Genomic DNA, 20728 nt, shown 5'->3' on the forward strand with positions numbered 1-20728 from the left:
GCTCGTAACCTGCGCGAATACGCAAGTTATTTGTCAAACTTCAGCACCGCCTCGACTTCATCGTCGTACATGTCGCCGGTCTCCCTGAAGCCCAGCCGCTTGTAGAAGCCCCCGGGGCTGGCGGGCCCAAGACCATAGCTGGTGTAGAGTTCACCGATACCGCGCGCCTTCAGGTCGCGAACGACCAGACCAATCGCTTTCTCGCCAAAGCCCTTGCCCTGGAATGGGCCGCCGATCATCAGCCGCCACAGGAACACGCCCGGGCAATCGATGCCGTCATCGTGGTCTGCGCCGATGTGCAGCATGATGAAACCGACCGGCGCGTCGTCGGCATAGATGGCGCGAAACCAGGCGTTCTCGGAGAAATGCGCCTCGGCAATCGACATGCTGTTGTCGGCGACCTTGTTGCGCTGTTCTTCGCTCAGCGTCTCGCTGAGGTCGCAGATATCGGACACGGTTTGAGCCGAGATGCGCCGAAGCGTCACTTCGGCACCGACAGATGGATCCTCTTCACTCATCGCAAATTCCTGACCTGCATCTCTCATTCAGTTCTGCCGATCGCGTCACCGCGCCGGCCGGAACAGGCGGTAAGGGGAAAGACGCCGGCGATCAAGCAGCAGCGCCACCCGCCACCTAGCGTCGGACATGCTCAATGTTCAGGATGCAGCGCGTCGGCCAGATACATGCAGGTCAGCATGGTGAAGATGTAAGCCTGGATGAGCGACATCAGCAATTCGAGCGCCGTCAGCGCAACCGTCATGAAGAGGGGCAGGATGGCAGTGGCGATGCCGACCGCGCCGAGGCTCGTTAGACTGACCACGAAACCGGCAAAGACCTTCAGCGTGATGTGGCCGGCCAACATGACGGCGAACAGGCGAACCGAATGGCTGACCGGCCGCGACAGATAGGAGACAATTTCGATCGGCACGATGAGCGGTGCCAGCGCCAGCGGAACGCCCTTCGGCAGGAACAGTCGGAAGAAGCGCAGGCCATGCGCCCACAGCCCGTAGAACGTCACCGTCAGGAACACCAGCATCGCAAGCGCGAAGGTGACGATGATGTGGCTGGTGACCGTGAAGGCAAAGGGCAACATGCCGAGCAGGTTCGCCATCAGCACGAACATGAACAGCGAGAACACCAGCGGGAAAAACCGCATGCCTGCCTCGCCGGCATTGTCGCGCAGGGTCCTGGCCACGAACTCGTAGATCAATTCGGCGCTCGACTGGAAGCGCGACGGGACCAACTCACGCCGCAGCGTGGCGCCAAGCAGGAACAGGCCGCCCAGGACCGTGGCCGCCACCATATAGGCGGCGGAATTGGTGAAGGCGATTTCCTGGCCGGCGATCTCGCCGAAGGTCACGATCGGCTTGATCTCGAACTGCTTTAGCGGACTGGCCATATTGGCCTCCTCTTTCTGATGGCGGAAACGGTTTGAGAGAAGGCATCACGCAAGCAAAGGCGCGGCAGCGCGCTGCGTGCAGTAGCCCGGAAAAAAGAGAAGGTGGTGCCGGCCGGCGGCAGGGAGATCAGGTCTGGACAAGACGCCATCGCTCGGGTTCCCGAAACAATGGGGCCGTCCCCGATACGAATCCGAAGGCGCGGGTCGTCCAGCGCACGAGCCTGATAGCTTCTGCCGACGGGCATGGCCACCCGTCCCGGTGGCCCAGATTGTCGCATCCGGGTGCCGGCGACCCCTATCTGCCGATCGATCGCCTGCCGCGTTTTCCGCCGGAAGTGCCGGGTTTTTGTTTTCTCGCTGCGACGTCCTTCCCCGAAAGCGCGGCGGCAATCGCTTCCCTGAGGTCGTCGCCGCTGACCGGTTTGTGCAGGATGCGGAAACCGCTGGCCGTGGCCTCCCGGATACGCGACGGCGAGGTATCGCCCGTCACGACGATGCCCGGCACCGTTCGGCCGAGATAGGCCGACAGCGACTTGATCGCCTCGACGCCGGTGGCGTTATCCTTCAGGCGGTAGTCGGCCACGATCAGGTCGACAGGCGCCGGCCCCATCCTTGCGGCCTTGCTGTGAGCAGCCTCCACCTCCGCGGCGGATTGCCCGGCGTAGATCCTGTGCCCCTCCAGAACGAGCAGGCCCACCATGGCATCGAGCACATCCCGCTCGTCATCGACGATCATCAGGCTTGCCGCTGTCTCGATCCGTGTCGTGCCGCCGACCGGAAGGGCCGGCGCCGCGATGGGGGCGGAAGGCAGCGTCACCGAAAACAGCGAGCCCCGACCTGGCACCGAGACGAGTTTGAGCGGATGCCCCAGCAGTTCGGCGGTCCTGCGCACGATCGCCAGGCCGAGACCGAGACCCTGGGCCTTGTCGCGCGCCGGGTTGTTCAGCTGAACGAACTCCTCGAAGATCGCCGCCTTCTGATCCTCCGGTATGCCGAGGCCGGTGTCGCAGACCTGGATCTCCACCGCCGCTCCACGTCGGCGGCAGCCGAGCAGCACGCTGCCGGTGTTGGTGTAGCGGAAAGCATTGGTGAGAAGATTGTCGAGGATCCGCTTCAGCATCATCGGATCGGTATCGACACGGACAGACGTATCCACCACGCGCCAGCTCAGGCCCTTTGACCGCGCGGACGCGGAAAACTCGTCGCGCAGGCTGCGGAAGAGTTCGCCAAGATCGACATTTTCCCTGGCCACGGCAACAACGCCGGCATCGAGCTTTGAAATGTCGAGAAGTGCATTGAGCAGGCCGCTCAGATTGCCGACGATCGCCTTGGCCGAACTGGCCAGGCTGCGCGCCTCGCCGGATGGCACGTCGCCGCGGCGACCGAGAACCGACAGGGTCGAGATCAGCAGCCCCAGCGCGTGGATCGGTTGGCGCAGGTCGTGCGAAGCCGCCGCAAGGAAGCGCGTCTTGGCGCGGTCGGCGGTCTGCGCGCGATCCCGCTCCTCCTGGAGGTGTCCGATCAGCCCGACATTTTCCAGACGCAGCCGGATCATCTCGTGCAGCATGCGATAGGCGATGCGCCCATAATAGATGTTGATGGCGATCAGGCAGGCGAGCAGGAAGAGATAGGCATCACCGACAGCACCCGGCATTGTCGTGAAGCGGGCGGCAACCGGCAGCGTTGTCGCCAGGATCGAACCGATCAGCGCCGGTGGGAAGGCCGACATGGACGGAATGGTGCCGCTGACCAGACCGGCAAGAATCGCGACAATGAAGGCAAACAGATGCGGCTGGTCGGGAACGTAGCCGATCCAGGTGAGCGAGCCCCAAAGCAGACCCGAAACCCATGAAAAGCCGGCAGCCGTCCAGGCCCATCCGCGCAACGAGGCCGGCGTCCTGGGATGTTTCCAGAAACGTCGTGCCGCCAGGACGCGCGCTGCGATCAGCGCATAGACCGCGACGGCCCAGGGCACGAGCCAGTCTGTCGGCACGGAACCGTAAAGCACATAGATAATGCCCAGCGAGATGGTGACATTCGAAATCACCACTCCATAGGCATTGCGATAGAGGTGCTCGATCAGGGCTTCCTGGATCTTGTCTTCCTGCATCGAATTCCTTGAACCGTCGGAGCAACTCCAGGAAAAGCGCGTAGCGGTTTCCGGAATTGCGCGAAAATAAAGGGCTGGAGTGTTTCCGTTAAGAGCGGAAACACTCCAGCCGGGTTGGTCCGGCCCTTTCCCCGGCTTGCTGCTTGATCTATCGCCTGCTTGTTTCCCATACGTTAGCAATCGCAGATCTAAGCTGCCGCCCCCAGGACAGAGACATCATGCATCGCCCGCTGACCGCCATCCTCGCTGACGACCACGCCATCATGCGCGAAGGCGTCAAGCTGCTCATCGGCGCGATGGAGAACGTGTCGGTGGTGGCGGAAGCAGCGGAAGGCGAGACGCTGCTCAAACGCGTGCGCGACACCAGGGCCGACCTGCTCGTTCTCGATCTCGGCATGCCTGGCGTTTCGGGCGTGCCGTTCATCGCCGAAATCAGGCAGCTGGCGCCGCGGCTGAAGATTGTCGTGCTGACCGCCAACATCGAACCTCGAACGGTACGGCTGGCACTGGAATTCGGAGCGGACGCCTACCTCACCAAGGATGGTGATCCCGAGGAACTCGGCGCGGCGATCGAGGCGCTGCGACAAGGCGAAACCTATCTTGCGCAAACGGTGCGTTTCGCGGTCAGCGAGCCGGACAGGAGAAGCCCGGCACCCGATGCCCAGGAGATCATTTCGCCTGTGCCTTTGACGCAGCGGGAACGCCAGATCCTGCTTCTGGTGGCGCAAGGCATGACCGCGCGCGAAACGGCCGAACGGCTTGGCATCAGCCAGGCCACCGCCCGCAAGCATCGCGAAAACCTGATGCGCAAGCTCGATCTCCATAACGTTGCCGAACTCACCGCTTATGCTGTGCGGCTGGGCCTGCCCACCGGTTGAGACTGCCGCACCGGTCGCCATGTCCCTGGTAACACCTGCTTAACCAAGATCATCGTAGCGGCGACGGGCGCGTGCCGAAATACGGCATCTGCCGTATGTCTCCATTCTCGCTGTCCTCCTACCCCTTTCCGCGACGGCAACTGGGTGCCGGATGGTTCGTACGTCGCAGAGGCGCTGTGGAACGGAGGGAGGATCGCATGTTGCTGGAGCCGTGGATCCCGTTCGTTCTCGCAACGGCGGCCTTTGCCTTCGTGCCCGGGCCGGCGATCCTCTACATGACCGCGCAGACGGTGGCCCATGGCCGCCAAGCCGGATTGATGGCGGCACTTGGCATCCATCTCGGCTGCTATTTTCACATCGCCGCCGCCACGATCGGCCTGGCGTCGCTGATCGAAAGTGCGCCGACGGTCTACGCGGCAGTCCGGTTTGCCGGTGCGACCTATCTGGTGTGGCTTGGCGTCAGCATGTTCCTGGGATGGAACCACGGTGCTGAAAACTGCGAAGTGCAGCGACCGAACACGCTGCGCGACAGCATCGTCGTGGAAGTGCTTAATCCGAAGACCGCGCTGTTCTTCCTGACCTTCCTGCCGCAATTCGTGGACAGCGGCGCGGCTGTCCCGTTGTGGCTGCAGTTTCTGGTCCTCGGCGTGGTGGTCAACCTGGTGTTCTCGGCCGCCGATGTCGGCGCCGTCGGCCTGGCCTCGGTCACGCTCGGACGATTGTCATCGAACGCATCGAGCTGGGTGGTGCCCAAGGCCTGCGGTTCGATCCTGATCGGGCTGGGCGTCACGCTCGTCACCCATCAGGTATAGCCGGAAGCCCGGCAGGACATTGCCCGACGTCCAGCCGTCACGCTCTACACACATCGTCGTACTAGGATTCCCCGACATGGCCATGCCATGCTGACTTTTCGCACGCGTCCTTGCTAGACTGCAAAAAGGGTGAGGGTTCGCATGCGGCGGCTGGAGGGCCGCAGTCCATTCGGGAGGAACCATATGGCGATGATCTCACGCGCGCTCGCGGTCGCGCTTCTGGCAAGCGTTTCGTTACCTGCAGCCGCACAGCAGTTTTCAGACAACAAGGTCAAGATCGGCATCCTGAACGACCAGTCCGGCGTCTATGCCGACTTCGGTGGCAAATGGTCCTATGAGGCGGCCAAGATGGCGGTCGAGGACTTCGGCGGCAAGGTGAAGGGCGTACCGATCGAAGTGGTCACCGCCGACCACCAGAACAAGGCCGACATTGCTTCCAACATCGCACGCCAGTGGTACGACACCGAGCAGGTCGACGCGATCATGGAGCTGACGACGTCCTCGGTCGCGCTCGCCGTGCAGGGCATTTCGAAGGAAAAGAAGAAGATCGACATCGTCACCGGCGCGGCCACGTCCGAACTCACCGGCAAGTCCTGCTCGCCCTACGGCTTCCATTGGGCCTACGACACCCATGCGCTGGCCGTCGGCACCGGCGGCGCGCTGGTGCAGCAAGGCGGCGACACCTGGTTCTTCCTGACGGCCGACTATGCCTTCGGCTATTCGCTGGAGGAGCAGACCTCGAAATTCGTCACCTCGAAGGGCGGCAAGGTGGTAGGCGCGGTGCGCCACCCGCTCGCCACCACCGACTATTCTTCCTTCCTGCTGCAGGCGCAGTCCTCGGGAGCCAAGGTCATCGGCCTCGCCAATGCCGGTCTCGACACCGCCAACGCGATCAAGCAGGCGGCGGAGTTCGGCATCGTCTCGGGCGGCCAGCGCATGGCGGCACTGCTCTTCACCCTTGCCGAGGTGCATGGCCTCGGCCTGGAAGCCGCGCAGGGGCTGACGCTGACCGAGGGTTTCTACTGGGATCGCGACGATGAATCCCGTGCCTGGTCGAAGAAGTTCATGGACCGCACCGGCCGCATGCCGAACATGATCCAGGCTGGCACCTATTCGGCGGTGCTGCAATACCTCAAGGCCATCGACAAGGCCGGTACCGATGAAACCGAAGCGGTCTCCAAGAACCTGCACGAAATGCCGGTCGAAGACGTCTTCGCCCGCGGCGGCAAGGTCGGCCCCAACGGCCGCATGATCTACAACATGTATCTGATGGAAGTGAAGAAGCCGTCGGAGAGCAAAGGCCCGTGGGACTACTACAAGGTGCTCGCGACCATTCCGGGCGACGAAGCCTACACCAAGCCCGCGGAGTCCGGATGCCCGCTGGTGCAGTAGGGCGCAGCCACGAGCAGGGGCGGGTGTATCGTTGAGCACCGAATCCCAACCGAACCCGCCCGTCCTGTCCGCGCGTGGCCTGCGGCGCGACTTTGCCGGTTTCGTTGCCGTGAAGGATGTCGACCTCGACGTCCATCACGGCAAGATCCACGCCCTGATCGGCCCGAACGGGGCCGGCAAGACCACCGTGTTCAATCTTCTGACCAAGTTCCTGCAGCCGACCGCAGGCACCATCACCCTGGCCGGTCACGACATCACCAGGACGGCGCCGGCCAAGGTGGCGCGTTTGGGCGTCGTGCGTTCGTTCCAGATATCGGCGACCTTTCCGCACCTCACCGTGCTCGACAATGTGCGGGTGGCACTGCAGCGCCCGAACGGGCTGGCCACCCAGTTCTGGCGGTCGCTTTCCGCGCTCGACCAACTGACGCCAAAGGCCATGGACCTTTTGCAGGCCGTCGGCCTGGACAATGCTAGGAACAGGCTGGCGTCGGATCTCTCCTATGGCCGCAAGCGTGTGCTGGAGATCGCCACCACGCTGGCCCTCGACCCCAAGGTCCTGCTGCTCGACGAGCCGATGGCAGGCATGGGACATGAGGATGTCGGCGCCATCTCGAAACTGGTCCACACCATTGCCCGCGACCGTGCCGTGCTGATGGTGGAGCACAATCTTTCCGTTGTCGCCGATATCGCCGACTGGGTGACGGTGCTGCAGCGTGGCCAGATACTGGCCGCCGGCGACTATGACACGGTAAGCAGGGACGAACGCGTGCGGGTCGCCTATATGGGGACCGAACATGAGTAGCCCGTCTCCTCTGCTCTCGGTCCGCGGCCTGAACGCCTGGTACGGCGAAAGCCATGCGCTGCATGGCGTCGATCTCGACATCCGCGAAGGCGAGACCGTCACGCTGCTTGGCCGCAACGGTGTCGGCAAGACGACGACATTGCGGGCGATCATGGGGCTGATCCGCAAGCGGACCGGCCAGGTGACGTTTGCCGGCAAGGACCTGATCCGCATGCCGTTGCACCACACCGCACGGGCCGGCATCGGCTATGTGCCGGAAGAGCGCGGCATCTTCGCCACGCTGACGGTAGACGAGAACCTGATGCTGCCGCCGGTGGTGGCCAGTGGCGGCATGAGCGTCGACGAGATTTTCGAGCTGTTCCCGAATCTCAAGGAACGGCGCAACAGCCAGGGCACCAAGCTCTCCGGCGGCGAGCAGCAGATGCTGGCGATCGCGCGCATCCTGCGCACCGGCGCCAGGACGATCCTGCTCGACGAACCGACGGAAGGGCTGGCGCCGGTGATCGTGCAGCGCATCGGCGAATTGCTGGCGGAACTGAAGCGTCGCGGCATGACGATCCTGCTGGTCGAGCAGAATTTCCGCTTCGCCAGTCGGGTCGCGGACCGTTTCTACCTGATGGAGCACGGCAAGGTGCTGTCCGAGTTTCCGGTCGGCGAACTCGAGAACAGGATGGATGAACTGCATGAAGTGCTGGGGGTCTGACCAATGATTTTCGGCATCCCGATCCAGGCCTTCGCCGGACAGCTGCTGGTCGGGCTGATCAACGGCTCGTTCTATGCCATGCTGTCGCTCGGCCTTGCCATCATCTTCGGCCTGCTGCGAGTCATCAACTTCGCGCACGGCGCGCAATACATGCTCGGCGCCTTCATCGGTTATCTCGTCCTCGCCAAGCTCGGCATCGGCTACTGGCCGGCGTTGATCCTGGTGCCGGTCGTGGTCGGCCTGTTCGGCATCGTCGTCGAGCGCCTCGCGCTGTCGCGACTCTATGAGGTGGACCCGCTTTACGGCCTGCTCTTCACCTTCGGCCTCGCCCTGGTTCTGGAAGGCGTGTTCCGCTATGTCTACGGCGTTTCGGGCAACCCCTATCCGGTGCCGCCCGCTCTCGCCGGCGGTGTCAACCTCGGCTTCATGTTCCTGCCGATCTATCGCGGCTGGATCGTCGTCGCGTCGCTCATCGTCTGCCTGGGTGCCTGGCTGCTGGTCGAAAAGACCAAGTTCGGTTCCTACCTGCGCGCCGCGACCGAAAACCCCAAACTGGTGCAGGCCTTCGGCGTCAACGTGCCGATGCTGCTGACGCTGACCTACGGGCTCGGTGCCGGCCTTGCCGGGCTCGCCGGCATCATGGCGGCGCCGGTCTACCAGGTCAGCCCACTGATGGGTTCCAACATGATCATCATCGTGTTCGCCGTGGTGGTGGTCGGCGGCATGGGCTCGATCCTGGGAGCCATCCTGACCGGCTACATGCTCGGCCTCGCCGAGGGCCTGACCAAGGTTTTCTACCCCGAGGCCTCCAGCATCGTCATCTTCGTGATCATGGCCATCGTGCTTCTGATCCGCCCAGCCGGCCTGTTCGGGAAGGATGCCTGACATGGCAGACGCAACCGTACACGCCAGCAAAGCGGGAACCGCGAACCGCGTCGAGATGGTCCTGATCGGGCTCGGTATGGTGGCGCTGCTGGCGCTGCCCTTCTTCGTCTACCCGATCTTCCTCATGAAGATGATGTGCTTTGCGCTGTTTGCCTGCGCCTTCAATCTTCTGCTCGGTTATACGGGCCTGCTGTCCTTCGGACACGCCGCGTTCTTCGGCGGAGCCGCCTATTTCACCGCGCACGCCGTCAAGGTCTGGGGCGTTTCGCCGGAGATCGGCATTCTCATCGGCGTCGCGGGCGCTGCCCTGCTCGGCCTCGTCATCGGCTTCGTCGCCATTCGCCGCCAGGGCATCTATTTCGCCATGATCACGCTGGCGCTTTCGCAGATGTTCTTCTTCTTTTGCGTGCAGGCCAGTTTCACCGGCGGCGAGGATGGCATCCAGGGCGTGCCGCGCGGAACCTTCCTCGGCGTGTTCGACCTGCATGACGAACGCACGATGTATTATTTCGTCGCCGCCAATTTCCTGCTCGGCCTGTTTATCGTCTGGCGCATCGTCAATTCTCCCTTCGGCCTCATCCTGCGATCGATCCGCGAGAACGAAAGCCGCGCCATCTCGCTCGGCTATTCCGTGCAGAACTACAAGCTCGCCGCCTTCGTGATGTCGGCGGCGCTTGCCGGACTTGCCGGTGCGATCAAGGCGCTGGTCTTCCAGTTCGCGACGCTGACCGACGTCGCCTGGCAGATGTCGGGCGAGGTCATCCTGATGACGCTGCTCGGCGGCATCGGCACGATGGCCGGCCCGATCTTCGGCGCCGGCTTCGTTGTTGCCCTGCAGAACCTGCTTGCCACCTCCGACTTTCCCGTCACCATCGCCACCGGCCTGATCTTCATGATCTGCGTGCTGATCTTCCGGCGCGGCATCGTCGGCGAAATCTACGCGTGGCTGGACCGCCGGCGCGGAGAAAAGCCGGAGTAAACGCGCAGCCTCACGGCTTGGCCCCGACGGGGTCGAATTTCTTGAAAAGCCAAACCACAGTCATGGCCGGCGAGTACCGTGATTCGCCGGCAGGCCCGACTGCACTGGAGAAACACATGACCTATTCACCATCCCCGGCGCGCTATGAAAGCATGCTGTACCGACGCGCGGGCAGAAGCGGGCTGAGGCTGCCGGCGATCTCGCTTGGGCTCTGGCATAATTTCGGCCACGATATCCAGCCCGATCGCTCGCGGAAGATCCTGCACGAGGCATTCGACCTCGGCATCACCCATTTCGATCTCGCCAACAACTATGGCCCGCCACCCGGCTCTGCCGAGGAATTCCTCGGCACGATCATCTCCACGGATTTCAAGGCTTATCGCGACGAGATGATCATCTCGTCCAAGGCCGGCTGGGACATGTGGCCCGGACCCTATGGCGATGGCGGCAGCCGGAAATACCTTGTCTCCAGTCTGGATCAGAGCCTGAAGCGCATGAAGCTCGACTATGTCGATGTCTTCTATTCGCATCGCTTCGATCCCGAGACGCCGCTGGAGGAGACGATGGGTGCGCTGGATACGATCGTGCGCCAGGGCAAGGCGCTCTATGTCGGAATTTCCTCCTACACGAACGAGCAGACCGCGCAGGCCGCCAATATCCTGCGCGACCTCGGAACCCCTGCCCTGATCCATCAGCCGAGCTATTCGATGTTCGATCGCTGGATCGAACAGGACGGTCTGCTCGACAGGCTGGAAACCGAAGGCATGGGATGCATCGTGTTTTCGCCGCTGGCGCAGGGCGTGCTCACCGACCGCTATATCAACGGAATCCCCTCTGACAGCCGCGCTGCCGGAGGACGTTTCCTCAAAGCCGGTTCCATCACCGAAACGAACATCGCCAGGGTCCGTGCGTTGCAGGCTATCGCGCATCGACGCGGCCAGACGCTGGCCCAGATGGCGCTCGCCTGGGTTCTGCGCGATCCCAGGATGACCTCGGCCATCATCGGCGCGAGCCGACCCGAGCAGGTGCGCGAGGGGGTAGGTTCACTTGCCAATCTCGCCTTCACTGAGGAAGAGATCTCCGACATCGAGCCGCATGCCGTGGACGGGGCCCTGGAAATCTCGTGAGACGGTGACCTGGCCGCACGGGGTCTTGCTTCATCCTCCCGCCGCAAGCGGTATCGGCGCGCTCATGGCCCCGGCATAACTTGCCGGCGAAACCCGCCAGTACAGTGCGGCGACGACGAGGACCGCGCCCAGATGCAACAGCCAGCCGGCAACGAAGCTGCCGGTGGCGTCATGCAGCGCGGCGACGATCCAGGGCGGAAATGCCGTGATCAGGAAGCCGCCTCCCTGCATCAGGGCCGATAGCGCCCCGGCTTCGGCCGGATCGGGCAGATGGTCGAGCGCGACGATCATCGACAGCGCGAAACAGCCGCCCAGCCCGCTGCCGAGCAGCATCGCCGAGGCGTAAGGGGCGGCTTCAGGCCGAAACGCCAGCGCGACGAAGCCGACGGCCTGCATGGCAAGTGTCAGCCACAGCCACGGCCGCAGGTCCTTGCCCCGGGCGAGCATCGGCAACAACAGGGCTGCCAATCCCTGGAACACAGCCATGATCGCCAGCAGGCTGCCGCTGGCGGCGGCGCTCCATCCGTGCTCGCGATAGAAAGGCGCCAGCCATGCCACGACGGTCGAGTAGCCGCCATTGACCAGACCGAAGCAGGCCATCAGCAGCCAAAGGCGAGGCCGCCCGAGCATGGCCATCGCATTGATGCCACCTCGTGGCCCTGTGCGGTCGCGCGGCAAGGTATAGGCCGCAAGCAGAAGCGCCAGCACCGCCGGGATCGCCATCCAGGCCAAACCGAAATGCCAGTCGCCGGTGGCCGATGCGATCAACGGTGCGGTCTGCGCGCCCAGAGCGCCTCCACCGACCAAAGTGGCGGAATAAAGTCCCATGACGACGCCGACATGGTTCGGGAACTGCTTCTTGACGATGCCGGGAAACACCGCCTGGATGACCGCCACGCCCAGACCAAGCAGGGCTGCGGTCCCGACCATCTGCCAGCCGGTCGTCGCAAACAGGCGTAGCAGGGAGCCGGCGGCAAGCACGAAAAGCGAGGCGATGACCGAGCGTCGTGCACCGACGCGGGCCTGCAGGAACGGCCCGGCAAAGGCCACGACGCCCATCAGGGCCATCGGAACCAGGGTCAGCAGCGAAATGCCCTTGAGGGACAGGCCGGTCTGCGCGCCGATGTCGTCCACCAATGGCCCGATGCCGGTGATGAACGGCCTGAGATTGAGGCCGACCAGAGCGACGGCCGCCAGCAGCAACACGCGCGCGGCATGCGAAGGGCCTTCGACGGCCATGGTCTATTGCCGCCTGTTCCGCGCCTCGGCCCACTCGGCATAGAGCGCGCCTTGGGGTTGTACCGGCACGTGGCGGATCGTCATCGACTGTTCGGCGAACGGCTTGGCAAGATCCTCGTAGATCGCAGCGGTGGAAAGCCCGAACGGGGCAGCATCGTCGTTGGAACAGGCGTAGAAGACGCTGCCGATGCCGGCCAGCCGCATCGCGGCCATGCACATGGGACAGGGATGGCCGCTGGCATAGACGGCACTGCCCTTGAGATCAGGGGTACCGAGCCTGCGGCTGGCAGCGCGGATGGCATTCATCTCCGCATGCGAGGTGGGATCGTTGCTGATGTGGATCTCGTTCACCGCCGTTGCGACGACCTCACCGTCCTGCACCAGCACCGCACCGAAAGGCCGCCCGCCCTTGCCGATGTTGGCGCGGGCAAGGGCGATGGCCTGGCCGAGATAATGGTTTTCGTCGGTCATCATGATCCCCGCTCAATGCGCGCCGGCAGCCAGCAGCGTCGCCTCGATCTTCCTGTAGCCGCCCGAGCGGGCGTGCTGGAGCGGGGTGACGCCATTGCCGTCGGCAAGATTGACATCGGCCCCGGCCTTGACCAGCAACGCGACGATCTGCTGGTGGCGTTCGCCGCCATCGCCGAGCATGATCGCCTCCAGCAGCGCGGTCCAGCCGAGCTTGTTGACATGATCGACATCCACACCGGCCGCGATCAGCGTGCGCACTGTCTCGACATGGCCGCGCTCGGAAGCCGGGATGAGGGCCGTGCCACCATAGCGGTTGATACTCTTGAGATCCGCACCGTGCGCGAGCGTCATCCTGAGGATTTCAAGATGGCCGCGGGCGCCGGCGTAGAGATACGGGCTGTCCTCGATATTGTCCTTGGCGTTGACGTCGGCTCCCGCGTCGATCAGTACCTTGGCGACCTCGACCTGGTTGGCGTGGGTGGCCACCAGCAGCGCGGTCGCACCGCTGCCGTCCCGCGCATCGATCTTCGCGCCCTCGGCAATGCGTTTTTTGACAGACACGACATCGCCGCTTGTTGCGGCAGCATGCAAAGTGGGTTCGCTCATGGTTTCCCCTGACGCAGAAAGAGGGGCCGTGGCCAGCAGCAGGCACGCGACACCCAGGAGAACGGATCGACGAAGCATCTGCAATCCTCCTACGGCTTGTCCAAACCGGCTGGCGACCTCCAGGCCGCTGGCCACAGCATCCAGATAAGGACGAGATCGAGCATTTGGAAATTAAATGTCTGGATCGAATATATTGCGTTTATAAATGCAAACTCGCGGCACACCCGGGCATACGCCATGCTTGATCCACGCCTTCTTCGCGCTTTCTCCGCCATCGTCGATGCCGGCAGCTTCACGCTTGCAGCAGACCGGCTTCACATGACGCAGTCCACCATCAGCCAGCAGCTCGCCCGGCTCGAGGAAACGGTCGGGTCGATGCTGGTCGACCGCGCCGCGCGGCCGGTCGAGCCGACATTGGCCGGCGAACGGCTTCTCGGCTACGCCCGGCGCATCCTGGCTTTGCAGCAGGAGGCGGAAGCCGCTTTGCGCGATCCGGCGGGCACGACATCGATCCGCATCGGCGTCCCCGAGGACATCGTCAGCGCCGCGATGGCAAAGACGTTCAACGACTTTGCCCGGCGCCATCGCGGCATCCAGCTGGACGTCACCGCCGGGTTGAGCCGAGACCTGATCCGGCGCTATCGCGCCGGCGACTTCGACATCGCGATCGTCAAGGAACCCGAGGCCGGATCCGATTGCCGCGCGACGTTCCCGGAAGTCATGGCCTGGTTCGAAAGCGCGGACGTGTCGGCCGGGTGGCCGAACCCGATCCCGCTGGTCACATTTCCTCCCGGAGGCCTCTACCGCGAGACGATGTTCGAACGCATCGAAGGCGAGGAGCTTCGCTGGTACATCGCCTTCTCGGGCAGCAGCCTTCACAACGTCCTGGTGGCCGTGGAGGCGGGTCTCGGCCTGTCCCTTCTGCCGCGAAGCGCGACGGCGGGCTATCGCGTCCGGCAATACGCGCCTTTCGGCATGGGTCCAGCGATGGCCGTCTCCATCTATTCCTGGGAAAATGCCGGGCCCGTATCGGAACTGGTCGAGCGGATGGGAGCGGTGCTCGCCGCCAGTCGCGCGACGATGCAGGCGGAGTGAAGAGGGCTGATGCCGGATTCGGACACGAGGATATCTCGGCATATTCGAGCTGATGCGGCGAAAGAGCGGGAAGTGAGGTCACCTGGCTGGGGCGCCTAGCTGCGCTCGCCGGCAGCAAGCTGCAGCTTCCGCTCGAGGCCGAGCACGAACGCCTCGACGAACATCTCGAATCCACCGACGAGCGGATTGGTGTCGCCGCTTTCCCATCTCAGCACAAAGGCGCGGTTGGCCAGCAGTTGAAAATTCTGTTGCAGGTGCGGATAGCGCCCTTCGGGCAACGCCTCGAGCGCCTGCTGAAACTCCTTCGCCCAACGGTCCGGTTCGTCGGACGGCGACGGTGCGAATTCGAGCGTGACATAACCGAGCATCGCGGCCAGCGTGGCATTGTAGGCGTCGACGAGCGCGGCGCCGTGAAACCCTGCGCCATGCAGCGCCGCGAGAATCCGTTCGACCAGTTCGGGGTTGACGCCTGCGTTCGAGACCAGCTGTGCGCCGAGCAGTGGCGCCACATTGGGATGGCGGCTGAGCGCCTTGCGGTAGCGGTGGAAGAGCTGGCGCAGCCAGTCCTTCCAGTCATCGCCCGCGCCGGGTTCAGGTGCGACGTGTTCCAGCGCGCGCGCCGCGACCGCCGCAAGCATCTCGTTGCGGCCGCCTTTGACGTGCCAATAGAGCGCGGTTGGGAAAACGCCCAGGGCGCGCGCCAGTTCGCGTACGCTGAACCCATCGAGGCCTCGCTCGTCGATCAGGCTCAGCGCTGTTTCGACGACATGATCGCGCGTCAGCAGATCCGATCCGGCTCGCCGCTTGCCCTGCACTTTTGTCACCAAGATCGTTCCGTTCCCGTCTTTGCGATTCACATCCTCACCCTAAACCGCTTCCGCCTCTTCTGCTACCTGTACACTGGACAAGAATTCTTGTTCGGTGTACAGGAGACTGAAATCGAGAGAGCGGTCGACGCGTCGGGAGGATGCATGAACGAGCCGATTGGAGAACCCGGCAGGTCGCCGGCCAGCGATACGGCAGAGAAAGCGCAGGCAATTGCAGCGGCACGCAACACGTTCGCTCGTGACAATCCCGTCAGCGCCGGCCATCACGAACGCGCACGGCGCTCGATGCCAGGGGGCAACACGCGCAGCATCCTGTTCCACCGACCATTCCCGCTGGTCATCGCGCAAGGGACAGGTTCGCGCTTCCAGGACGTCGACGGCCACGCCTATGTCAATTTCCTGGGGGAATACACGGCGGGCCTGTTTGGACATTCCCATCCCGTCATTCGCGCCGCGGTCGAACGCGCGCTCGCCATCGGCCTCAATCTCTCGACGCAGACGGAAAACGAGGCGCTTTTCGCGGAGGCGGTGTGCGACCGCTTTCCTTCGATCGACCTGGTGCGCTTCACCAATTCCGGGACCGAAGCCAACCTGATGGCGCTGGCGACGGCGACCGCGATCACCGGCCGAAAGACGATCCTGGCGTTCGACGGCGGCTACCATGGCGGCCTGCTGAATTTCGCCAGCGGACACGCACCGACAAACGCGCCCTACAACGTCGTGCTTGGCAACTATAACGACGTCGAGGGAACGGCCGACCTGTTGAAACGCCACGGACACGACTGCGCCGCGATCCTGGTCGAGCCGATGCTGGGTGCCAGCGGATGCGTGCCGGCCGAACGCGCCTTTCTCGATCTCCTGCGTGCCGAGGCAAGTCGCTGCGGCGCGCTGCTGATTTTCGACGAAGTGATGACCTCACGCCTGTCAGGTGGCGGTGCACAGGAGATGCTCGGCATATCCGCCGATCTGACGACGCTCGGGAAGTACATCGGCGGCGGCATGTCGTTCGGTGCGTTCGGCGGCCGGCGCGATCTGATGGAACGGTTCGATCCGGCGCGCGACGGCGCCTTCGCGCACGCCGGCACATTCAACAACAACATCCTGACGATGAGTGCCGGCCACGCCGCGTTGACGCAGATCTACACGCGCCAGGCCGCATCCGATCTGTCCGCGGCCGGCGACCGGTTCCGCGCCAATCTCAATCGCATCGCAACCGAGAACCAGGCGCCGCTCCAGTTCACCGGGCTCGGGTCGCTCGGAACCATTCACTTCAGTCGCGCGCCCATCCGCTCGGCGGGCGACGTCCGCGCGGCCGACCAGCAACTCAAGGAGCTGTTTTTCTTTCACATGCTGCGTAAGGGTATCTATCTCGCGCCGCGCGGCATGTACGCGCTGAGCCTGGAGATTGCGGCTGCCGACCGCGACGCATTCGCCGAAGCCTTGACCGATTTCATCGGCGATCGGCGCGCCTTGCTGATGTGATGGCGGAACGGCAACGGGAGCTCAACGCCTGAACATATGATCTCGAAATGTCGTCGGAGTTTCGGGATCATGCCTCAGGATTTTCCAGACATCCTCTGCTCCAGCAATCGCATCAGTTCGCCATTGCGGGGCAGCTTGTCGGTCTTCTTCTGCTCGCTGAGCCAATAGAACTGGCCCGGCTTAAGACTGGCGGGCAGTTCATAATCCATCCCGTCCCAGACGTCCTCGCGGAATGAATAGAATGCCCAGTGGCCGCCGCGCGCGTCGACGGCGTCCATGACATCCTTGAGGTAGGTCCCGCAATCCGCCCAAAGGCGCATGCAGCCGAACTCCGCCGCCACGATGCGTGTCGGCTTCAGACCCTGCGCCTGCGCCCAGTCGAATGCCGTGTCGATATGAGCGCCGACCGCATCGCGGTCCCAGGCGATCGTACCGCCCGCATAGTCCGTTTTCGCGCCCGGATAGCGAAGCGGGATCTTGCGCTTCATGTTCGGCACGCTGGTCGCCTGATAGGGCTCGTACATGTGGAAAGCGTACAGCACCCGATCGTCGGAAAGCGGTTTTGGCCAGGCAGCAAGCGAACGCGGATTGGCATAATAACCACTGTCGACCATGACCGGCGTAACCGGATCGACGGCCCGGATTGCGGTGACGATCCGTTCGTAGAGCTTGGTCAGGTCGCGCGGGCCACCCGCCTGTTTTGCCTGCCATGCCGCGAGATCGCGCGACGAGCCGTTCTCGGCAAGGCCGGTCGTCTTCTCGGGCGCGGGTTCGTTGACGATGTTGTAGGCCGCAATGGCTGGATGATCCTTGAGCGCGGCGGCAAGGTCGGACCAGAAGCGAACCGCCTGGTCGGCGAAGGCAGGATCAGACCAGAGCCGGTCGTCGAATTTGCCGCCGTTCTGCTGCGCCCAGCGCGCGCCCGGCAGACTGAGCGGAACCACCACGACCTTCAGCTTTGCAGTCTGCGCCGCGTCGAGCACCTTGCGCAGCCTTGCAAGATCATTGGCCTTCAGACCCTCGTAACGATCCGCGTCTCCGATCAGGAAATCCCGTCCCTCGCCCTTCCATTTGCTGAAGGTGAGGCGCACCCAGGTCGCGCCCGTTGCTGCAAGCGCCTTGAAATACTCTTCGCCGGGAGGCGCCTCGTTGAAGCTGTTTCCGCCTCGCTCGCGTTGATCCCAGAAACCCATGAGATCCGCAGCGGCGGCATGGTTCATGCCCTGCATGCCCAACAAGGCTCCCAAGACAGTCGCAAGGCACCAACGTTTCATCACCACGCCTCTCCAGATCAGGATGAGGGGCGCAGTGCTTGCGTTTGGTGGCGGTTTTGTGTCGTCCTGGGGAACACGGAAGAGAAACCCGCGTGCAGCGCGCAGCACGTTTTCCACTCAAAACATGAAAATTCTGGAAGTTAGATGGCGCGCCCGAAGAGATTCGAACTCCTGACCCCCAGATTCGTAGTCTGGTGCTCTATCCAGCTGAGCTACGGGCGCGCAACAGGCTTTGCCTGACAGCATTCACGGCCTGCGTTTGGCGCCAGCCGCGATGCGAGGTGTTCCCTAACGACTCAAATTCCGAAAAGCAAGCGATCAATGCAAAAGTTTTGCCGTCGTTGTGAAAGGCGGCTCGCGGGCTCCGTCAGGCCGAGCGCCTGAGACCGCGGCGGGCACGGTCGAGACTGACGGGCTGGTCGGGGATGCTCACGGAAAAGACCGTGCGGCCGCCGATGCTTTCGACAAGCTCGAGCTTGCCGCCATGGGCACGCACCAGTTCGTGCGCGATGGCCAGGCCAAGGCCAGTGCCGCCGCTGCGCGCCGAACCGCGGAAAGCCAGGAACAGGTTTTCCCGCGCCTTCGCGGGCAGGCCGGGGCCGGTGTCCATGACCAGGATCTGGCTGATGCCGCCGGTCCGGTCCGCCGATATGACCAGACGCCGCACCACGGCGCCTTCGGTGTCGGCGGCCATGGCCTGCACGGCATTGCGCGACAGGTTGGTCAGGACACGGAACAGCTGTTCGGAATCGGCATCGACTTCGAAAGCGGCGTCGACGCCATTCTCGAAATCGATGCCGTCGCCCATGTCGAGCAGCCCGTGCACCTCGTCGACCAGCTGGCGCAGGCGCAGCATGCGCCGGGCCGGCGGCGCCTCCTGCGCACGGCCATAGGCCAGCACGCCTTCAGTGTAGGAAACGGCTCGGTCCAGCGACTTCAGCAGCTTCGGTGCAAAGGCCTGGACGCTGGCATCCTTCACCTGAAGCAGGCGATCGGACAGGAGTTGCGCCGACGCCAGCACGTTGCGCATGTCGTGGTTGATCTTCGACACGGCGAGGCCGAGGTCGGCGAGGTGTCGCTGTTCGGCGAGCATTTTCTGCAGCCGCCCCTGCATCTGCGCCAGTTCGCGCTCGGCGACGCCAATTTCGTCGTCGCGGTTGGCCGGGCACACAATCCGCCCCGGATCGTCCGGCGCTTCAGAGAAAGACAGCATCGAGCGTGTCATCGCCCGCACCGGTCGGATCATGATGCGATCGACGGCGACATAAACGAGCATCGCGGAGAAGACCGAAATCAAAAGTCCGATCAGGGCAATGTTGCGTGAAAAGGACAGCATGGCCGCGCGCAGCCGGTAATCCGGCATGATCAGCTCGAATTCGCGGCCCTGCTCGCCGACCGGCCCGAAGATGCGCAGCGTGCGGTCTCCGCCCCAGAACAGGGTCTCAAGTGCATCCGACAGCTGTGTGAACATGCCGGTATTGGCGATGTCGATATGCTCGTCGACCTTGGGCGGCATGGCCGCAACCGCCAAAAGGCGCGAGGCATCACCGTCGCGCACCGCGATCGCCTTTGCGCCAAGTGCCATCAGAAGGTCGTCCTGGGCGGTGCGGGACAGCGCGCCCGGGTCACCTTCCACCAGAACCACGGACACGGCCGCCGCCGTGTTGAGACGTTCACGCAGCCAGCGCGTCCGGTAATCGGCGATCGAGGGCAGGAAGATCAGCACTTCGGCAAGAAGCACGAAAACGATGGTCAGCAGGATCAGCTTGGCCGACAGGCCACGCGCCAGCGGCACGACCCTGGCCAGGGCGCCAGCCGCGGGCCTGGCAGCCTCCGTGTTCTCAATCGTGGAAGGTTCGACGCTCATTCACCCGGTGCCGCCATGCCTTCCCATGCAAACTAGGCAATTGTGACGGAATTTCCAGCTATAAGGCGCGATGGGCGATTGCCAGCGAATCTTTGCCGCCCGAGTCGGATTGACTTCCAAAACCCTTCTACCTATAAGCCCCGCTCACGCTCGGGCCCCAGAACCCGGCGCGGTTTCGATCGCGCCAAACAGGGCCCAGCCAACAAGCTCCTGTTACACAGTGACAGACACAAGAAGGGCCGCACCCCGCGGTATTTAAACAAATGAAGCGTACCTACCAACCCTCCAAGCTCGTTCGCAAGCGCCGGCATGGCTTCCGTGCCCGCATGGCTACCAAGGGTGGCCGCGGCGTCGTCGCTGCTCGCCGCAACCGCGGTCGCAAGCGGCTGTCCGCCTAAGCGGACGCCACGGCCGTTGCCCTCGACCCGGCCAATGGGACAGGCACCCAAACGGCTTCTGAAACGCACGGATTTCCTAACCGTCCGGCGCGGCGAAAAGCGGCGCGGGCGGTTTTTCCTCGTTGAGGTCCTGAACCGCGGCGACAGCGAAGCGCCGCGGGTCGGGTTCACGGTCACCAAAAAGGTCGGCAACGCCGTCGTGCGCAACCGGGTCCGCCGGCGGCTGAAGGAAGCCGTGCGCACTTATGCCGCCGCTGACATGGAAAGCGGCCATGACTATGTCATCGTGGGGCGCGAGGATGTACTCACCGCGCCTTTCGGTGAGCTGAAAGCCGAGCTTTCCCGCCGTATCCACGCAAAACGCTAGCGCGACAGGCCAAGG

The 20728-nt window shown here is 63.7% G+C and carries 21 protein-coding genes, 1 tRNA gene and 1 pseudogene; 12 read left to right on the forward strand and 11 right to left on the reverse strand.

Going from position 1 to position 20728, the window contains the following annotated elements; translation table 11 throughout:
- Positions 1-26: 26 nt before the first annotated feature.
- From ACFJIU_RS26100 to ACFJIU_RS26110, 3 genes are all read right to left on the reverse strand, one after another.
- A complete protein-coding gene (locus tag ACFJIU_RS26100) occupies positions 27-518 on the reverse strand; it encodes a GNAT family N-acetyltransferase (protein ID WP_379064879.1) in 492 nt (163 codons plus the stop codon).
- Positions 519-649: 131 nt separating this feature from the next.
- A complete protein-coding gene (locus ACFJIU_RS26105; RefSeq protein ID WP_379064881.1) occupies positions 650-1399 on the reverse strand; it encodes a F0F1 ATP synthase subunit A in 750 nt (249 codons plus the stop codon).
- Positions 1400-1694: 295 nt separating this feature from the next.
- A complete protein-coding gene (locus ACFJIU_RS26110; RefSeq protein ID WP_379064883.1) occupies positions 1695-3509 on the reverse strand; it encodes an ATP-binding protein in 1815 nt (604 codons plus the stop codon).
- Between the two features lie 218 nt (positions 3510-3727).
- Here ACFJIU_RS26110 and ACFJIU_RS26115 point away from each other — a divergent pair, with 218 nt between their 5' ends.
- From ACFJIU_RS26115 to mgrA, 8 genes are all read left to right on the forward strand, one after another.
- Positions 3728-4387 (forward strand): response regulator, encoded by a 660-nt coding sequence (locus ACFJIU_RS26115; RefSeq protein WP_379064885.1) that lies wholly within the window; start codon positions 3728-3730, stop codon positions 4385-4387.
- Positions 4388-4584: 197 nt separating this feature from the next.
- Positions 4585-5199 (forward strand): LysE family translocator, encoded by a 615-nt coding sequence (locus ACFJIU_RS26120; RefSeq protein ID WP_379064887.1) that lies wholly within the window; start codon positions 4585-4587, stop codon positions 5197-5199.
- Positions 5200-5388: 189 nt separating this feature from the next.
- Entirely contained in the window at positions 5389-6591 is a 1203-nt protein-coding gene (locus ACFJIU_RS26125; RefSeq protein ID WP_379073224.1) for an ABC transporter substrate-binding protein, read from the forward strand.
- A 31-nt stretch (positions 6592-6622) separates the two neighbouring features.
- Entirely contained in the window at positions 6623-7393 is a 771-nt protein-coding gene (locus tag ACFJIU_RS26130; protein ID WP_379064889.1) for an ABC transporter ATP-binding protein, read from the forward strand.
- Complete coding sequence (locus tag ACFJIU_RS26135) at positions 7386-8096, forward strand: ABC transporter ATP-binding protein (RefSeq protein WP_379064891.1); 711 nt, start codon at positions 7386-7388, stop codon at positions 8094-8096. The genes ACFJIU_RS26130 and ACFJIU_RS26135 overlap by 8 nt, the downstream gene beginning before the upstream one ends.
- Before the next feature lie 3 nt (positions 8097-8099).
- A complete protein-coding gene (locus ACFJIU_RS26140; RefSeq protein WP_379064892.1) occupies positions 8100-8981 on the forward strand; it encodes a branched-chain amino acid ABC transporter permease in 882 nt (293 codons plus the stop codon).
- Position 8982: 1 nt separating this feature from the next.
- Positions 8983-9960, forward strand: coding sequence for a branched-chain amino acid ABC transporter permease (locus ACFJIU_RS26145; protein WP_379064894.1), 978 nt, complete (start codon positions 8983-8985; stop codon positions 9958-9960).
- A gap of 116 nt (positions 9961-10076) precedes the next feature.
- Positions 10077-11087, forward strand: a complete 1011-nt coding sequence (mgrA, locus tag ACFJIU_RS26150) for an L-glyceraldehyde 3-phosphate reductase (protein ID WP_379064896.1) — start codon at positions 10077-10079, stop codon at positions 11085-11087.
- Positions 11088-11117: 30 nt separating this feature from the next.
- On the opposite strand, the gene ACFJIU_RS26155 is transcribed toward mgrA, so the two are convergent.
- The 3 genes from ACFJIU_RS26155 to ACFJIU_RS26165 are packed head-to-tail and all read right to left on the reverse strand — an operon-like array spanning position 11118 to position 13403.
- Positions 11118-12326, reverse strand: a complete 1209-nt coding sequence (locus ACFJIU_RS26155; protein ID WP_379064898.1) for a cyanate transporter — start codon at positions 12324-12326, stop codon at positions 11118-11120.
- A gap of 3 nt (positions 12327-12329) precedes the next feature.
- Positions 12330-12797: a nucleoside deaminase gene (locus ACFJIU_RS26160; RefSeq protein ID WP_379073225.1), complete on the reverse strand. Its 468-nt coding sequence runs from the start codon at positions 12795-12797 to the stop codon at positions 12330-12332.
- 12 nt (positions 12798-12809) lie between these two features.
- Positions 12810-13403 (reverse strand): ankyrin repeat domain-containing protein, encoded by a 594-nt coding sequence (locus ACFJIU_RS26165; protein WP_379064900.1) that lies wholly within the window; start codon positions 13401-13403, stop codon positions 12810-12812.
- A 237-nt stretch (positions 13404-13640) separates the two neighbouring features.
- On the opposite strand from ACFJIU_RS26165, the gene ACFJIU_RS26170 reads away from it, so the two are divergent.
- Positions 13641-14498: a LysR family transcriptional regulator gene (locus ACFJIU_RS26170; RefSeq protein ID WP_379064902.1), complete on the forward strand. Its 858-nt coding sequence runs from the start codon at positions 13641-13643 to the stop codon at positions 14496-14498.
- A 95-nt stretch (positions 14499-14593) separates the two neighbouring features.
- On the opposite strand, the gene ACFJIU_RS26175 is transcribed toward ACFJIU_RS26170, so the two are convergent.
- Both ACFJIU_RS26175 and ACFJIU_RS26180 read right to left on the reverse strand, forming a co-directional pair.
- Positions 14594-15136, reverse strand: coding sequence for a TetR/AcrR family transcriptional regulator C-terminal domain-containing protein (locus ACFJIU_RS26175; RefSeq protein WP_379073226.1), 543 nt, complete (start codon positions 15134-15136; stop codon positions 14594-14596).
- 69 nt (positions 15137-15205) lie between these two features.
- A pseudogene (locus ACFJIU_RS26180) lies at positions 15206-15355 on the reverse strand (hypothetical protein); the annotation flags it as partial.
- A 255-nt stretch (positions 15356-15610) separates the two neighbouring features.
- On the opposite strand from ACFJIU_RS26180, the gene ACFJIU_RS26185 reads away from it, so the two are divergent.
- On the forward strand, positions 15611-16807 hold the full coding sequence (locus ACFJIU_RS26185) for an aspartate aminotransferase family protein (protein ID WP_379073227.1): 1197 nt from the start codon (positions 15611-15613) through the stop codon (positions 16805-16807).
- A gap of 74 nt (positions 16808-16881) precedes the next feature.
- Here ACFJIU_RS26185 and ACFJIU_RS26190 read toward each other — a convergent pair whose 3' ends face one another.
- The 3 genes from ACFJIU_RS26190 to ACFJIU_RS26200 all read right to left on the reverse strand — a co-directional run bounded on the left by ACFJIU_RS26190 (position 16882) and on the right by ACFJIU_RS26200 (position 19948).
- The gene (locus tag ACFJIU_RS26190) at positions 16882-18036 is read right to left on the reverse strand and encodes a glycoside hydrolase family 5 protein (RefSeq protein WP_379064904.1); all 1155 of its coding nucleotides are present in this window, start codon (positions 18034-18036) and stop codon (positions 16882-16884) included.
- A 190-nt stretch (positions 18037-18226) separates the two neighbouring features.
- Positions 18227-18303: transfer RNA gene (locus ACFJIU_RS26195), tRNA-Arg, on the reverse strand.
- Between the two features lie 145 nt (positions 18304-18448).
- The gene (locus tag ACFJIU_RS26200) at positions 18449-19948 is read right to left on the reverse strand and encodes an ATP-binding protein (RefSeq protein WP_379064906.1); all 1500 of its coding nucleotides are present in this window, start codon (positions 19946-19948) and stop codon (positions 18449-18451) included.
- 263 nt (positions 19949-20211) lie between these two features.
- On the opposite strand from ACFJIU_RS26200, the gene rpmH reads away from it, so the two are divergent.
- Both rpmH and rnpA read left to right on the forward strand, forming a co-directional pair.
- Complete coding sequence (gene rpmH / locus ACFJIU_RS26205; RefSeq protein ID WP_008833937.1) at positions 20212-20346, forward strand: 50S ribosomal protein L34; 135 nt, start codon at positions 20212-20214, stop codon at positions 20344-20346.
- A 34-nt stretch (positions 20347-20380) separates the two neighbouring features.
- Entirely contained in the window at positions 20381-20713 is a 333-nt protein-coding gene (gene rnpA / locus ACFJIU_RS26210) for a ribonuclease P protein component (RefSeq protein ID WP_239368940.1), read from the forward strand.
- Positions 20714-20728: the final 15 nt, after the last annotated feature.

Origin of the sequence: Mesorhizobium sp. UC74_2 (assembly GCF_042701485.1) — a bacterium.
Classification (GTDB): domain Bacteria; phylum Pseudomonadota; class Alphaproteobacteria; order Rhizobiales; family Rhizobiaceae; genus Mesorhizobium.